Source organism: Enterobacter sp. K16B (assembly GCF_020216105.1).
GTDB lineage: Bacteria > Pseudomonadota > Gammaproteobacteria > Enterobacterales > Enterobacteriaceae > Enterobacter > Enterobacter sichuanensis.
This window is the reverse complement of sequence record NZ_JAIWJZ010000125.1, coordinates 1-15,450: the sequence shown is the minus strand read 5'-3', so window position 1 is coordinate 15,450 and position 15,450 is coordinate 1. Positions and strand designations below refer to the sequence as shown.

General features: G+C 53.7%; 15 protein-coding genes, 2 tRNA genes and 1 pseudogene. 10 read left to right on the top strand and 8 right to left on the bottom strand.

Annotated elements, in window-relative coordinates:
* From araH to araF, 3 genes and pseudogenes are all read right to left on the bottom strand, one after another.
* Positions 1 to 310, bottom strand: a pseudogene (gene araH / locus LDK53_RS19780) (L-arabinose ABC transporter permease AraH); the annotation flags it as partial.
* 14 nt (positions 311 to 324) lie between these two features.
* Positions 325 to 1,839 carry an L-arabinose ABC transporter ATP-binding protein AraG gene (gene araG / locus LDK53_RS19775; RefSeq protein ID WP_225287876.1) on the bottom strand — a complete coding sequence of 505 codons (1,515 nt, stop codon included), beginning with the start codon at positions 1,837 to 1,839 and terminating at the stop codon, positions 325 to 327.
* A gap of 71 nt (positions 1,840 to 1,910) precedes the next feature.
* The gene (araF, locus tag LDK53_RS19770) at positions 1,911 to 2,900 is read right to left on the bottom strand and encodes an arabinose ABC transporter substrate-binding protein AraF (protein WP_014832433.1); all 990 of its coding nucleotides are present in this window, start codon (positions 2,898 to 2,900) and stop codon (positions 1,911 to 1,913) included.
* 786 nt (positions 2,901 to 3,686) lie between these two features.
* Between araF and LDK53_RS19765 the strand changes: the two genes are divergently transcribed.
* Both LDK53_RS19765 and LDK53_RS19760 read left to right on the top strand, forming a co-directional pair.
* Entirely contained in the window at positions 3,687 to 4,190 is a 504-nt protein-coding gene (locus tag LDK53_RS19765) for a non-heme ferritin-like protein (protein WP_094919078.1), read from the top strand.
* 156 nt (positions 4,191 to 4,346) lie between these two features.
* On the top strand, positions 4,347 to 5,690 hold the full coding sequence (locus LDK53_RS19760; RefSeq protein WP_025760177.1) for an anaerobic C4-dicarboxylate transporter: 1,344 nt from the start codon (positions 4,347 to 4,349) through the stop codon (positions 5,688 to 5,690).
* Positions 5,691 to 5,730: 40 nt separating this feature from the next.
* Here LDK53_RS19760 and LDK53_RS19755 read toward each other — a convergent pair whose 3' ends face one another.
* On the bottom strand, positions 5,731 to 5,982 hold the full coding sequence (locus LDK53_RS19755; RefSeq protein WP_014832436.1) for a DUF2766 family protein: 252 nt from the start codon (positions 5,980 to 5,982) through the stop codon (positions 5,731 to 5,733).
* Positions 5,983 to 6,079: 97 nt separating this feature from the next.
* Positions 6,080 to 6,163, bottom strand: a complete 84-nt coding sequence (gene azuC / locus LDK53_RS19750) for a stress response protein AzuC (protein ID WP_088244265.1) — start codon at positions 6,161 to 6,163, stop codon at positions 6,080 to 6,082.
* A gap of 225 nt (positions 6,164 to 6,388) precedes the next feature.
* Between azuC and yecR the strand changes: the two genes are divergently transcribed.
* The 3 genes from yecR to tyrP all read left to right on the top strand — a co-directional run bounded on the left by yecR (position 6,389) and on the right by tyrP (position 8,817).
* Positions 6,389 to 6,727: a YecR family lipoprotein gene (gene yecR / locus LDK53_RS19745; RefSeq protein WP_225287875.1), complete on the top strand. Its 339-nt coding sequence runs from the start codon at positions 6,389 to 6,391 to the stop codon at positions 6,725 to 6,727.
* Positions 6,728 to 6,929: 202 nt separating this feature from the next.
* Positions 6,930 to 7,427, top strand: coding sequence for a non-heme ferritin (gene ftnA, locus LDK53_RS19740; RefSeq protein WP_225287874.1), 498 nt, complete (start codon positions 6,930 to 6,932; stop codon positions 7,425 to 7,427).
* Between the two features lie 238 nt (positions 7,428 to 7,665).
* Positions 7,666 to 8,817, top strand: a complete 1,152-nt coding sequence (gene tyrP / locus LDK53_RS19735; RefSeq protein WP_263575168.1) for a tyrosine transporter TyrP — start codon at positions 7,666 to 7,668, stop codon at positions 8,815 to 8,817.
* 32 nt (positions 8,818 to 8,849) lie between these two features.
* Here tyrP and LDK53_RS19730 read toward each other — a convergent pair whose 3' ends face one another.
* Entirely contained in the window at positions 8,850 to 9,518 is a 669-nt protein-coding gene (locus tag LDK53_RS19730; RefSeq protein ID WP_095451074.1) for a YecA family protein, read from the bottom strand.
* A 425-nt stretch (positions 9,519 to 9,943) separates the two neighbouring features.
* On the opposite strand from LDK53_RS19730, the gene LDK53_RS19725 reads away from it, so the two are divergent.
* From LDK53_RS19725 to LDK53_RS19705, 5 genes are all read left to right on the top strand, one after another.
* Positions 9,944 to 11,065, top strand: a complete 1,122-nt coding sequence (locus tag LDK53_RS19725) for a branched-chain amino acid ABC transporter substrate-binding protein (protein WP_104557206.1) — start codon at positions 9,944 to 9,946, stop codon at positions 11,063 to 11,065.
* 99 nt (positions 11,066 to 11,164) lie between these two features.
* On the top strand, positions 11,165 to 12,079 hold the full coding sequence (locus LDK53_RS19720) for an ABC transporter permease subunit (RefSeq protein ID WP_225287873.1): 915 nt from the start codon (positions 11,165 to 11,167) through the stop codon (positions 12,077 to 12,079).
* A gap of 11 nt (positions 12,080 to 12,090) precedes the next feature.
* Positions 12,091 to 13,365: a high-affinity branched-chain amino acid ABC transporter permease LivM gene (livM, locus tag LDK53_RS19715; protein ID WP_225287872.1), complete on the top strand. Its 1,275-nt coding sequence runs from the start codon at positions 12,091 to 12,093 to the stop codon at positions 13,363 to 13,365.
* Complete coding sequence (locus LDK53_RS19710; RefSeq protein ID WP_225287871.1) at positions 13,362 to 14,237, top strand: ABC transporter ATP-binding protein; 876 nt, start codon at positions 13,362 to 13,364, stop codon at positions 14,235 to 14,237. Before livM ends, LDK53_RS19710 begins: the two co-directional genes overlap by 4 nt.
* Positions 14,234 to 14,950 (top strand): ABC transporter ATP-binding protein, encoded by a 717-nt coding sequence (locus tag LDK53_RS19705; protein WP_225287870.1) that lies wholly within the window; start codon positions 14,234 to 14,236, stop codon positions 14,948 to 14,950. The genes LDK53_RS19710 and LDK53_RS19705 overlap by 4 nt, the downstream gene beginning before the upstream one ends.
* A 233-nt stretch (positions 14,951 to 15,183) precedes the next feature.
* Here the strand turns inward: LDK53_RS19705 and LDK53_RS19700 are convergent.
* Positions 15,184 to 15,270, bottom strand: a tRNA-Leu gene (locus tag LDK53_RS19700).
* Positions 15,271 to 15,282: 12 nt separating this feature from the next.
* Positions 15,283 to 15,356, bottom strand: a tRNA-Cys gene (locus LDK53_RS19695).
* Between the last annotated feature and the right edge of the window lie 94 nt (positions 15,357 to 15,450).

Sequence of the window (15,450 nt, the reverse complement as noted above, 5' to 3'; positions counted from 1 at the left end):
TCCACAGACTCTCCGTCATGTTGATCACCACGGCCGTGGTGACGCCAGCACAGGCAATCACCGACGCCACCGAGAGGTCAAAATCGCCGGAGGCCAGACAGAACAGCATCCCGCAGGCCACCATTCCGGACATGGAAATGGCCAGCCCCAGCCCCTTCATATTAATGAAGGTGGCAAAGTTAGGAACGAAGATCGCACAGGCCAGGAAGAGCGCGGCAAAGACCACCAGCATGCCGTACTGATCCCAGATACGCCCCACACTCAACGCCGACTTCGACTTCGGCACTCCGGATGTAGTAACAGAGGACATCATTAACTCCTTACTCAGGCGACAGCCTGGCTGACTTTAGGCATGGCGAGGTTCAACGCCTGTTGTTCATTCGCCTGTTCATGAAGTAATTCACCGGCAATTTCGCCTTCACGCATCACCAAAATGCGATCGGCCACGCCAAGCACCTCCGGCAGATCGCTGGAGGCGAAGAGTACCGCCACGCCGCGTTTTGCCAGTTCATAGATCACGTTATATATCTCGTGTTTTGCCCCCACATCGATCCCGCGGGTCGGCTCATCCAGTAAAATGACCTTCATATCCTCTGACAGCCAGCGGCCTAAAATGGCCTTCTGCTGGTTACCGCCAGAAAGATTCATGATCAGCTGCTGGGGTCCCGGCGTTTTGATATTCAGTGAGCGAATATGGTGGTCGGCGTTGCTCGACTCCCAACTATCGTTTATCAGGCAGCCTGCGCGGATAAACTTACGGCGGGCGGAGATATTGATGTTGTCGCGCACCGAATGCACCGGAATGATCCCCTCCGCCTTACGGTCTTCCGGACAGAGCATCATCCCCGCTTTTATTGCATGGGCCGGTTTCTGGATATCCACCCGCTCACCATCAATGGAAACCTGTCCATCGGTGATACGGGTTCCGCCGAACAAGCCTTTCATTAATTCGCTGCGCCCTGCCCCAACCAGACCAAACAGTCCGACAATTTCACCGCTGCGTACGGATAACGAAACCGGCGTTCTCACGCCCGGCGCTTTCACATTGTCCAGACGCAGGCGTTCAGGCCCGTACTCGCGTGGTTTCCAGTGATAAATATCACCCAGTTCGCGTCCGACCATCGCCTGAACAAGCTGGTCATGGTTGACCTGCTCCATGTCGGTAAAGGTGCGCACATAGCGCCCATCTTTAAACACGGTAATGGCATCGCTCAGGGCAAAAATCTCTTCCATACGGTGTGAAACGTACAAAATCGTGCGGCCTTCCTGACGCAGTTCGCGGATCACGCGGAACAGATTGTCGATTTCACGCGCAGAGAGCGAACTGGTGGGTTCATCAAAGGCAATAATTCTGGCGTTACGCGCCAGCGCCTTGGCAATTTCAACCATCTGCCACTGGCCGATGGAGAGATATTTCAGCGGCGTCTGGGGATCAACATCCAGACCCAGGTGTTTAAGCTGCAGCCCCGCTTCATAATTAAGTAGCGAACGATTCACCACGCCGCCTTTATGCGGAAGCTGTCCTAAATAGATATTTTCCGCCACGGTCATCTCGGGGATGAGGTGCAGCTCCTGATAGATAATGGCCACTCCGGCGTTTAGCGCCGCAGTGGTATCGGCAAACGCCACCTCTTCACCGCGAATCGCCAGCGTGCCGGTCGTTGGCGTGTAGTTGCCGCTGAGGATTTTCAACAGTGTGGATTTTCCCGCACCGTTTTCCCCCATCAGGGCATGAACCTGGCCGGCATAGCAGTCGAAGCTGATATCGGTCAGCGCGTTAACACCGGGGAATGTTTTCCCGATGCCGCGAAAAGAGAGATACGGATCAGACTGTCGCATAACGTCTCCGTGATTCCTGTAGTGTGTACGTCAGGCCCCTCACCCTGCGCGAGGGGCACAATCACCGCGTATTACTTACCGCCCAGTCCTTTTTTCGCCAGCTCCTCTTTGAAGTTGTCGCGGGTGATCAACACCACGTCGGTCACTTCTGTAAATTTCGGCGGCTCAACCCCTTTGGTTACCCAGTTGTAGAGCATTTCACTGGACTTATAGCCGTGAACGTCCGGGCTTGGCAGCAGAGAGCCGTAGAAACCAGTGGCCTGCGCTTTAGAGAGTTCACTCACCGCGTCAACGCCGTTGATGCCAATCCCGATCACATCAGGTGCTTTGAACCCCTGGCCTTCCGTCGCGCGTACCCCGCCCAGCACGGTATTGTCGTTCATGCCGACCACCAGCCAGTGTTTCACCTCCGGATGCTGAACCAGCATGGAGTTGGCGGCGTCGAAAGCGCCCGGGATATCGTTGGATTTGGTGGGGACTTTGTAGATCTGTTTTTCCGGAAAGCCAGCCGCTTTCAGGGCATCCATTGAACCGGTGGTACGACGACGCGCCGTGTCCAGTTCATCCGCGGTGATCGCCATTACCGCCGTTTCTTTCACATCCCAGCCACGCTTTTGCATCTCTTTATAGAGTTCCTGGCCCTGACGTTCGCCAATTTTGGTCGCCGCCATCATCACCAACGGGACACTGTCCATCGGCTTGCCTTTGGCGTTAACGAACTGATCGTCAACGGCAATGACTTTCATGTCGTAACCGCGAGCTTTCGCCGCAATGGCCGAACCGAGCTTGGGATCCGGCGTACAGATAACGAAACCTTTCGCACCGCTGGCCGCCAGGCTGTCGATGGCATTCAGGGTTTTCTCACCGTCCGGCACGGCGATTTTAATCACCTCAAAACCTAAATCTTTCCCGGCTTTATCAGCGAATTTCCACTCGGTCTGGAACCAGGGCTCTTCGGGCTGTTTTACCAAAAAACCGAGTTTTAAATTCTCAGCGATAGCGGATTGTGACATAACGGCAGCCAGACCGATGGCCGCGAGCGCTTTAGTAAATTTGTGCATGGTAAACTCCAGCTTTAGCATTCTTTTCTGTAGGGAATATTTGCGTGCTTCTAATTTAATCGGACTTAAAACAAGGCATTAGCGCTTACCTCGTCATAAGCGTTATTGCTGGTGATAGTTTTAGCGGGAAATTAATCATCCATAAGAGAGCCCCATCACACCGCAGAATTACAGTAATTGCGTACATAAATTCAGCGAAAAATGACATAAAAAAGGGCATATTTGTCTGACAAATGAATAAGGGTTAAGCAGGATTATCCATAAGATTAGCTAAGAAATCCCTGATGCCCTTAAGGAGGCAAAATCGCATGGTGTGTTAACGAACGGGTAACCGGTTTAAGATCATGAAGAACTGAGAAGCTGAAATACCGTTATTCTGCAAAATTTGATTTAACTCAATTTTACGTCGCCAGCATAAATTAAAAATAATTAAGCTGTATTTGTATTTTTCACCGAGCATTATTCCAGTTAATTATTTCCGGAAGAGTAACAATGCATAACACGAGCAAAAAACAATTATTATCAGAAACTTAACTATACGTTATTTCATGGCGAGCTAATTGACTTTCTGTACTATATTAAACTTTGTAATGTATGGTAAACACAGCCTAATTAAGAGTTTTCTTAGACCAAAGACAAGGGTATGCTTATTTATATCGAACACAGGAAGTGAATTCGGTCGACTTTAGTCACTGCAGAAAGACTATTTCTGTTTTTTCTTCGTATTTGCCTGGCACACAGGTTAAGCAACGGACATCACGTCCCACAGTCAATAAGGATATGAGTATGGCTACCCAAACGATGATGCAAAAACTTAACGCGCAGATGAACCTTGAGTTCTATGCCTCTAATCTGCACCTGCACCTGAGTGCATGGTGTGCCGAGAACAGTCTCACGGGCTCTGCCACATTCTTTCGCTCTCAGGCGCAAAGTAACGTCACGCACATGATGCGTGTTTTTAACTACCTGAAAGCCGCAGGGGCAAATCCTGTTGTGAAAGCCCTTGATGGGATCAACGAAAATTACTCTTGTCTGGAAGAACTGTTCCAGAAAACGCTCGACGAGTATGAACAGCGCTGTAGTACGCTCAGCAAACTGGCCGATGAAGCCAAAGCCCAGCAGGACATTACTACGCTTAAATTCTTACGCGATATGGACAAAGAGCAGCAGCAGGATGGCATGCTGCTGAAGACGCTGGCGGATGAGATCCATAACGCGCAGCAGGCAGGGTTATGCCCCGAGCAAACCGACCGTCATCTGCTCGATATTGTGGCGGTGCAGCATCACTGAGTCTTTTAACCTGCTCCCGTCCGGGGGCAGGTTCCCCTTCTTATCCCCAACCTCCTCTTTTTGCTGAAATTTAACAAATCAGATCTCGCTCCCAATGATTAACCACACAACGTGTAATGATTTATTTAATTACATAATCATTGACGAGGGAGCAGTATGATCACCATTGAGTTTGTTGTCATTCTCCTCTGCCTGCTGACAGGTACACGTTACGGCGGGATGGGGCTGGGGTTAATAAGCGGTATTGGTCTGTTCATTTTATGTTTTGTCTTTGGTCTGCAGCCGGGTAAGCCACCGGTTGACGTGATGCTAACCATTCTTGCGGTGATTGGTTGCGCGGCCACCCTGCAGACGGCGGGCGGTCTCAACGTTATGATGCAGTTTGCTGAACGTTTGCTGCGCAAACACCCGCAACACATCACCCTCCTCGCCCCGTTTACCACCTGGATGCTGACCTTTCTGTGCGGTACCGGGCACGTGGTATACACCATGTTCCCCATTATCGCGGATATCGCCCTGAAAAAAGGGATCCGCCCGGAGCGCCCAATGGCCGTGGCATCGGTCGCCTCACAGATGGCGATTACGGCCTCCCCGGTTTCCGTTGCCGTGGTGTCGCTGGTCTCCATTCTGGCGGCGCAGCATGGGCTCGGCCACGCGTGGGGCATCCTGGAGATCCTCGCCGTGTCGGTTCCTGCGTCACTGTTCGGCGTGGCCATTGCGGCCCTGTGGAGTTTACGCCGCGGGAAAGAGCTGGCTGATGACGCGGAGTTTCAGGAAAAACTGAAGGATCCAAAGCAGCGCGAGTTTATCTATGGCGGAACGGAGACGTTACTGAATCAACGTTTCCCCAAACAAGCCTACTGGTCGACGTGGATTTTCTTTGCCGGTATTGCCGTGGTCGTTTTACTGGGGGCATTCCCTGAATTACGCCCCGCCTTTGAACTGAAAGGCAAAATGACGGCGCTGTCGATGAACCTGGTCATCCAGATGATGATGCTTATTGCAGGCGCGGTGATGCTGATGGCCTGCAAAGTCAATGCCTCTGCCATATCTAACGGCGCGGTGTTCAAGGCGGGTATGGTCGCGATCTTTTCGGTGTTCGGCGTGGCGTGGATGAGTGATACCTTTTTCCAGGCACATCTCGACGAGTTAAAACTGGCGCTGGAAGGGGTGGTGAAAAGCCACCCGTGGACCTATGCCATTGTGCTGTTTCTGGTGTCAAAACTGGTGAACAGCCAGGCGGCGGCGCTGACGGCGGTGGCACCTATGGGCCTGATGCTGGGTATCGATCCGAAGATGCTGATCGCCTTCTTCCCGGCCTCATACGGCTATTTTGTCCTGCCGACCTATCCAAGCGATTTGGCCTGCATCGGTTTTGACCGGTCAGGCACCACCCGTATCGGTAAATTTATCATCAACCACAGCTTTATTCTGCCAGGGCTGATTGGGGTTAGCTGCGCGTGTGCGGCGAGCTACCTGCTGGTTCAGACCTTCTTTTAACGGTATCAACGGGCGACAGGTTCCGTCGCCCCTTTCCGCTTTAGTGAGACTCGCCCTGCGGCGTGAATCGCAGTTCAATCAGCGCGATGGCTTTCTGGATCGCCCGAAGCGTAACCGGATCAGCGGCAGCAGGATGGCTGGTGAAATCGATATTTTTCAGCTGCGTTGACATCTTCTCGCGCACTTCAACCGGCGCAATCACGTCCAGAACATCGAGGATTTGTTTGATAACCAGCTGGCACGCGACAACGTCAGACACCAGTTCCTGATCGGCGCTCAGGTTTTGAGACATGGGGTTTTCTCCTTATTGAAAGGCCGCCATAGTAACAAAACGTGGCCCCTTTCATCTCCCGCAGAGATAAAAAAACCTGCCGAAGCAGGTTTTTTTATCAGAACATGGCGCCCGGCGGCACGTCTTTAAACGTGCGGCAATAATTGGTCCACATACTTTTCAGGATTTTGCGCAGTTTCACGATGATGCTCCATTAACTTGTTATACAACTTTATTGTCAACGTGCTTATAATATGACCATCATCACAAAAATCAATGTTTTTGTGATTCGCATCACGATTTTGTGCGCATATGCATTCATCCCTGACCCGTTGCAAAGAGAGAGGGCAGATTGTCCGGCTATTCCAGCCATTGCAGCTGACATCTGCGGGTACGATAACGTATTTCCATCCACTCAGAGCGAACCATGAAAAGAGTCACTGTAGCTGGTGCAATCCTGCTGCTCGCGGGGTGTACGGTCCCCCGCCAGGCTGAAGTCAGTAGCCTCGACGCACCAAACGGCATCGTCCGCCTCGACTACGGCCAGGCAGCACTGCAAAATGCGTATTCTGATGAGTATGTGAATAACGGTACGGCGGCAAAAGCGTGTCAGCGTATGGGGTATGCCACCGCCTCAGCCTATGGTCAGCCCATCAAAACCTGCACCCTCATCAGTGGCTCATTGTGTCTGAATGAGAGCGTGACAATCCAGTATAAATGTATGGGTTATGCCGTTAACCCTCAGTCAAACAATCCCTGGTATTAATCAGCGTTGCCAGCGTCTGCTGGCAACTTATTTTATTAAGAACAAAAATAATTCTCATTAATAAATATCAAAATCGTCAATGCGTTTTATTCCCATTCGTATTTTGAATAAAGAAATAATAATTTTACGTTTTGCAAATAATTAAATAACAAATTATAGTGTCGCTCATTGTGAACCAGAAATAATAACCCGGAGCGCCACCATGCTGAAAACTGAAATGATCGACAAGCTCAACGCACAAATGAACCTTGAGCTGTTTTCGTCCCTGCTCTACCAGCAGATGAGCGCCTGGTGCAGCTACCACAGTTTCGAAGGCGCAGCCGCATTTCTGCGTCGTCACGCGCAGGAAGAGATGACCCACATGCAGCGTCTGTTTGATTATCTGACCGATACAGGCAGCCTGCCACGCATTGAAAGCGTGACGTCCCCTTTTGCTGAATATAATTCTCTCGATGAACTGTTCCGCGCCACCTACGAACATGAACAGCTGATCACGCAGAAAATTAACGAACTGGTGCATGCGGCAATGACCAACCAGGATTACCCAACCTTTAATTTCCTGCAGTGGTACGTTGCAGAACAGCACGAAGAAGAGAAGCTGTTTAAATCCGTACTGGATAAATTATCTCTGGTGGGTAAATCCGGCGAAGGTCTCTACTTTATTGATAAAGAACTCTCCACCCTCGATACACAAAATTAATATCACCGCGGTGCTGTTTTCCGGCACCGCGTTTATTGACCTTCCCCCCGAATTGATGACACCGCAATACGTAAACCTTTCATTACACCCTTTGTAACGGTGGTTTGACGAATTACCGCTTTTGCCTTACTCTGCGCCGCAGATTTATTCGCGAATAAGAGTCGTTGTAGAGGAAAGCGTGAAAAACAGAACCCTGGGAAGTATTTTTATCGTCGCCGGAACGACAATTGGCGCAGGAATGCTGGCCATGCCACTGGCCGCCGCTGGCGTGGGATTTGGCATGACCCTGCTGCTGCTGGGCACCCTGTGGGCGTTAATGTGTTACACCGCCCTGCTGCTGCTTGAGGTTTACCAGCACGTGCCCGCCGATACCGGCCTGGGTTCTCTGGCGTCGCGCTACCTGGGACGTTACGGCCAGTGGATAACCGGCTTTAGCATGATGTTCCTGATGTACGCCCTGACCGCCGCCTACATCAGCGGAGCCGGGGAATTGATCGCGTCCAGCGTTAACGACTGGTTCGGCTCTGACATTACCCCGGCGACGGGGGCTATCTTCTTTGCCCTCATCGGCGGCGGCGTGGTCTGCGTAGGGACATCGCTGGTCGATCTGTTTAACCGTTTCCTGTTCAGCGCCAAAATTCTGTTTCTGGTTGTCATGCTGGCCCTGCTGGCACCGCATGTTCATAAGGTCAATCTGCTGACGCTGCCGCTGGAAAAAGGGCTGGCGCTTTCCGCGATCCCGGTGATTTTCACCTCGTTTGGCTTCCACGGCAGCGTGCCAAGCATTGTCAGCTATATGAACGGCGATATTCGCAAGCTGCGCCGCGTCTTTGTTATTGGCAGCGCGATCCCGCTTATTGCCTACATTTTCTGGCAACTGGTTACGCTGGGCAGCATTGACTCTTCAACCTTTATTGGGCTGATGGCACAGCATGCGGGTCTGAACGGCTTTCTGCTGGCGCTGCGGGAGGTCGTCACCTCCCCGCACGTTGAGCTGGCGGTACACCTGTTTGCCGACCTGGCGCTGGCGACCTCGTTCCTCGGCGTGGCGCTCGGCCTGTTCGACTACCTGGCCGACCTGTTCCAGCGCCGCAATACCGCTGCCGGACGCTTACAGACCGGAGCAATCACTTTCCTGCCGCCGCTGGCCTTCGCCCTCTTCTATCCTCGCGGGTTTGTGATGGCGCTAGGGTACGCGGGGGTGGCACTGTCGGTTCTGGCCCTGCTCCTCCCTTCCCTGCTGGCATGGAAGAGTCGCCAGCAGCATCCTCAACAGGGTTACCGCGTGGCTGGGGGGAAACCGCTGCTGTGCGTTGTGTTTGGCTGTGGGGTGGTGATTATTCTGGTGCAGGTATTGATTGCAGCGGGAATGCTGCCGGAAGTGGGTTAACGATAAAGGGGCTATCATTAGCCCCTTTTTTGTCAGTGCAGACAGCAGCTCTTAAACTTCTTCCCGCTGCCGCAAGGACACGGATCGTTACGCCCAACCTTCGTGCCATTTACCATCGGCTTCTTCACTTCCGGCTGCTGCGGGTTGTTCACCCAGTAGTTATACAAGCGCAGCGCAGCTGGCTGGATACGTTCAATGCTGGCTGCATATTCTTCTTCGGTCAGCTCATCCAACTCGCCGCCGATCTCTTCGCTACCGTGCAGCGCAATCACATCCAGATCGGTCTTTAGCTCGTTTGGCAAGGCTGACCAGTCCGTCAGCGCTACGCCGCGCATGTAGCCATAGCACCACTCTTCCACCACGGTATAGGTCTCACCGTCAACGTCGTTATAGCCAAACATCGGTTCGAACTGGTCCGGATATTCGCTCAGGCGCTCGGCAATATCGTTCATATGCTTAAAGCAAAGATCGATAAAACGATTCATCTCGCGGTCGTTTTTCCAGCGCGGAATGTACTTCTCGCCACCCCATACCGCCACCAGCCAGGTATCTGGCTCAACGACAACAGGACCGGAAAGCACTGCGGTAAGCATGCCGTCCAGTTCAGACACGTCAAGTACGGACGCATCATCATGACCGTAAGACATTAATGTCTCTTCAAGCCACGCCATTTCGCTTTCATTTAATGGGCCTTCAGTCATCGCTGACACTCCTGATAAAAAGAAAACGATCCTAACACATCTCTCACCCCTCTCCGGGCTGAAGTTTAGGTCTTTATTGCCGTAAAAACGTGCAAATCGTGACCTTTGCACAACTTATGGGCTTTATTGTTAACGATATGTGATCTCCGCTGTAATTTCTTCTCGTCCCGCAAAGCGGCATAACGCGGCGCTCTATACTCAAACATGTCACAAGCCCGTCAATGGGTTAACCATTCTGGCAACGTTTTTGCTTAGTGTTCTTCGCGCGATGCTGCGCAGGGAAACCTCGCCGTACTCTGCAGGATGCCGTCTGTATCTCGTTCGTTTAGTGCATTTTGTTCTTGCTCGTGTTTTGGATTGGCTGCGCCGTCGGGCGTTCGGGTTTACGCCGTGGTGCAAAAACCTCTTTGCTAAGGAACATAATAATGTCGCTGAAATTTATCAGAACTCCGCTTTCTCTCGTGTTGGCCGGTTGCCTGGTGACGGCGTTTTCCGCCAGGGCAGATATCGTGATTGGCGTGGCCGGGCCGTTCACGGGCCCCAATGCCACCTACGGCGATCAGTACTGGCACGGCGCAACGCAGGCCGCTGAAGACATTAACGCTGCAGGCGGTATCAACGGTGAGAAGATCAAACTGGTTCAGGGAGATGACGCCTGCGAGCCTAAGCAGGCCGTGGCCGTCGCCAACCGTTTAGTTGACCAGGATAAAGTCAACGCCGTGGTCGGCCATTTCTGCTCCTCCTCCACGATGCCCGCCTCCGAGGTTTACAGCGATGCGGGGATCATCGCCATCACCCCGGGCTCGACTAACCCGTTGATTACTGAACGCGGCATGAGCGACATGTTCCGCATGTGCGGCCGCGATGACCAGCAGGGTCAGGTAGCCAGCGACTTCATCATCGACAAGCTGAAAGCGAAACGGGTGGTGATCATTCACGATAAAGACACCTACGGACAAGGTCTGGCAGACGCCACCAAAGCGGCGCTGGCGAAACGCGGGGTTCAGGATGTGATGTACGAGGGGCTTTCGCGCGGTGAGAAAGACTTTAACGCGCTGGTGACCAAGATTGGCGCGCAAAAACCGGATGTGGTGTTCTTCGGGGGCTGTCACCCGGAAGCCGGCCCGCTGGTTCGCCAGATGCGCGAACAGGGCGTACAGGCCAAATTCTTCTCCGGGGACTGTATTGTCAACGAAGAGATGGTGACCGCGGCGGGTGGCCCGCAGTACACCAATGGCATTTACATGACTTTCGGGAAAGATCCGCGCCTGATCCCGGACGGTAAAGCGGTTATCGAGAAATTCCGCGCCGGTAAATTCGAGCCGGAAGGTTACACCCTTTACTCTTATGCCTCCGTACAGGCGATAGCGGCGGCCTTCAAGGCCACCGGCGGCAAAGACGCTGCGAAAGCCAGCGAGTGGCTGAAAGCCAATTCCGTCGACACGGTGATGGGCAAAAAAGCCTGGGACAGCAAAGGCGACCTGAAGGTCTCTGACTATGTGGTTTACCAGTGGGACGACAAAGGAAAATATAAGGAAGTGCAGTAACGGGACGGAGTCACGCTCAACGCCGGCGGGCACGCCTGCCGGCGCGTAATAAACATCAGGCTACGCGGTTCGCGCAGCCTATAAAACGAGCGCGCTAAAATGAGTACATTCTTCCTGCAACAGTTGATCAATGGCTTAACGCTGGGTTCCGTCTACGGCTTAATCGCCATCGGTTACACCATGGTGTACGGCATTATCGGCATGATTAATTTCGCCCACGGCGAAGTGTATATGATTTCTGCCTATCTTTGCGCCATTGGCCTGGCGCTGCTCTCCTTCTTTGGCCTGCAGTCGTTCCCGCTGCTGATCCTCGGGACGCTGGTGTTCACCATTGTGGTCACCGGCGTATACGGCTGGACTATCGAGCGCATTGCCTATAAGCCGCTACGTAACTCCACGCGCCTGGCCCCGCTGATCTCCGCCATCGGGATGTCGCTTATCCTGCAAAACTACGCCCAGCTAAGCCAGGGTCCGCGCCAGCAAGGGGTTCCTACCATGCTGGACGGCGTTATTCGTCTGCATCTGGGCGATGGGTTCGTTCAGATAACCTACACCAAGGTATTTATTCTGCTCGCCTCGTTTACCGGCATGCTGGTGCTCACCTGGATAATCAACCATACCCGGCTGGGGCGAATGTGCCGGGCAGTGCAGCAGGATCGTAAAATGGCCTCCATTCTGGGCATTAATACCGACCGGATCATTTCGCTGGTCTTTGTTATCGGCGCGGCGATGGCTGGCCTGGCAGGCGTGCTGATAACCATGAATTACGGCACCTTTGATTTTTACGTCGGGTTTGTGATTGGTATTAAAGCCTTTACGGCGGCGGTACTGGGCGGCATCGGTTCCCTGCCCGGCGCGATGCTCGGCGGCCTGATCCTCGGCGTGGCGGAAGCGCAATTCTCCGGCATGGTGGACTCGGACTATAAGGATGTGTTCTCGTTTGGGCTGCTGGTGATGATCCTGATTTTCCGTCCCCAGGGGCTGCTTGGCCGCCCAATTGTGGCCAAAGTGTGAGGGAGAATAAAATGAAATCGCACGCTTTTTCTCTTAAACGCTGCATTCTGGACGCTATTTTTTCCGGGCTGATTGCGCTGATTATCTTCGGTCCCATTGCGGGCGTGGTGCTGGACGGATATAGCTTTAACTTCGACGGGCAGCGTCTGGCCTGGATGGTCGGCATCGTGATGTTGGGGCGTTTTCTGTTAAGCGCGTTTTTAGCTACCCCTGCTGGCATCCGTTTCCAGTCTCGCTTCGAGGCCGACAGCGCGGGGGTGTATGTCCGGCCGCCAGAGTACAAAAGCCGCCTGCGCTGGATTATTCCCCTGGTCATTACCCTTGCGATTTGCTTCCCGTTTGTCGCCACCAAATATGTGCTGACCGTCGCCATTCTCGGGCTGATCTACGTTCTTCTCGGTCTGGGGCTGAACATCGTCGTGGGTCTGGCCGGTCTGCTGGACCTGGGGTATGTCGCGTTCTATGCAATTGGGGCGTACGGTCTGGCGCTGGGGTACCAGTATCTCGGCTTAGGCTTCTGGAGCATGCTGCCGCTGGCGGCAATCATGGCCGCCGCCGCTGGCGCCCTGCTCGGTTTCCCGGTGCTGCGCATGCACGGGGATTATCTGGCCATCGTCACCCTTGGGTTCGGGGAGATCATCCGCCTGATACTGAACAACTGGCTGACGTTCACCGGTGGGCCCAACGGCGTATCGGCCCCTCCCCCCACCTTCTTTGGTCTGGAATTTGGTCGGCGGGCAAAAGAAGGGGGCGTGCCCTTCCACGAGTTTTTCCACCTGACCTACAACCCGAATATGAAGTTTATCTTTATTTACGCGGTGCTGTTTCTGGTGGTGATGCTGGTGCTCTATATCAAGCACCGCCTGACGCGAATGCCGATCGGCCGGGCGTGGGAAGCGCTGCGGGAAGACGAAATTGCCTGCCGCTCAATGGGGCTGAATCATGTGCTGGTCAAGCTGTCGGCCTTTACGCTGGGCGCATCGACCGCGGGCATTGCCGGAGTGTTCTTCGCCACCTACCAGGGGTTCGTGAATCCGACCTCATTTACGTTTTTTGAATCCGCGCTGATCCTCGCCATCGTCGTGCTGGGCGGGATGGGTTCGACGTTGGGCGTAGTGCTGGCCGCTTTTGTGCTCACGGTGACGCCAGAGCTGCTTCGCAGTTTCGCTGAGTACCGTGTCCTGCTGTTTGGCATGCTGATGGTAGTGATGATGATCTGGCGTCCTCGCGGGTTAATCCGCATTAACCGCAGCGGGTATACCGTGCGTAAGGGCGTCGCGCCATGAACGAAACGATACTACGCGTTGAACATCTGATGATGCACTTCGGCGGGATTAAGGCGTTAAACGACGTCAATCTGGACGTTCAGCGCGGATCGATCACTGCACTTATTGGGCCCAACGGGGCGGGAAAAACCACCGTGTTTAACTGCCTGACGGGCTTCTACAGAGCGTCAGGCGGCAACATTTTATTTAATACCCGCAGTAAAACGACCAACGTCATTCAGGTACTCGGACAGAAATTCCAGCCAGGCGACTGGATTAACCCTGCCCGGTTCGGGCAGCGTCTTTTCTACAAAATGTTTGGCGGAACCCACCTGGTCAACCGCGCAGGGCTCGCGCGCACGTTTCAAAACATTCGCCTTTTTCGCGAGATGTCGGTCGTCGAAAATCTGCTGGTCGCACAGCATATGCGCGTCAACCGCAATCTGCTTGCCGGGATTTTAAATACCCCCGCCTACCGCCGGGCGGAAAACGACGCCCTGGACAGGGCCTTCTACTGGCTGGAAGTGGTGGATCTGGTGGAGTGCGCCAATCGCCTGGCGGGAGAGATGTCGTACGGCCAGCAGCGCCGTCTGGAAATTGCGCGCGCCATGTGCACCGGGCCGGAAATGCTCTGCCTCGATGAACCCGCCGCCGGGCTTAACCCGGTTGAAACGCATAAGCTGAGCAGCATTATTCGTTTTCTGCGGGATCGCCATGACATCACGGTTTTACTGATTGAGCATGATATGGGGATGGTGATGGAGATTTCAGACGACATTATTGTGCTCGATCACGGCGATGTAATTGCGAGGGGAAAACCCGCGCAGATCCAGCATGACGAAAAGGTGATTGCCGCCTATCTGGGCACGGATGAAAGCGAGGTCACCCTATGAGCGAACCGCTGCTCGCCTTTCGCGAGGTGGATGTTTTTTACGGCGTCATTCAGGCGCTGAAACAGGTTTCCCTGGAGGTAAATAAAGGGGAAACCGTGGCGCTGATTGGCGCAAACGGCGCCGGAAAATCGACACTGCTGATGTCCATCTTTGGCCAGCCCCGCATCCGCAGCGGGCAGATCCTGTTCGGTGGTGAAGATATCAGCCATAAATCCACCCACTACGTCGCCTCCGGCGGCATTGCCCAGGCACCTGAGGGGCGACGTGTCTTTCCCGATATGACCGTGGAAGAGAATCTGCTGATGGGTACCATCCCCATCGGCAGCCAGTTTGCGGTTGACGATATGCAAACCATGTTTGACCTCTTCCCTCGTCTTAAAGAGCGGCGTAAACAGCGCGCGATGACGATGTCCGGCGGAGAACAGCAGATGTTAGCCATTGCCCGGGCGCTGATGAGCCGTCCGAAACTGCTGCTGCTGGATGAACCCAGCCTGGGCTTAGCGCCCATTGTCGTGAAGCAGATTTTCCAGACGCTGCGCGAGCTGGCCCAAAGCGGGATGACCATTTTTCTGGTGGAACAGAATGCACACCATGCATTGAAGCTGTCTGACCGTGGGTATGTGATGGTTAACGGCCAGATCCGCCTGAGCGGCAGCGGCGAGGAGCTGTTGGGGAATCAGGAGGTGAGGAAGGCGTATCTGGGTGGGGTGTGACTGGCGGATGCTGGTTTTCAACGTCAGCCCCGACAGATCGCCCGCCACTGTTTATCTGCTGAATTTTCCTTTATCCCAACCTTCACCTCGGGCGGTTAATCCGCCCACTGTTTAATAGCGACTGCACCGGGTCATTGAGTTGAAAGCGGAAAGGTAGATTTCAGGCACAAAAAAACCACCTTTCGGTGGTTTCACGACACTGCTTATTGCTTTGATTATTCTGCTTATTCCCATGGTACCCGGAGTGGGACTTGAACCCACACAGCGCGAACGCCGAGGGATTTTAAATCCCTTGTGTCTACCGATTCCACCATCCGGGCTCGGGAAGAAAGTGGAGGCGCGTTCCGGAGTCGAACCGGACTAGACGGATTTGCAATCCGCTACATAACCGCTTTGCTAACGCGCCGTAAAACTTTTTAAAGTGACACCCGCTAGTGCGCATGTCTTTAATCTGGAGCGGGAAACGAGACTCGAACTCGCGACCCCGACCTTGGCAAGGT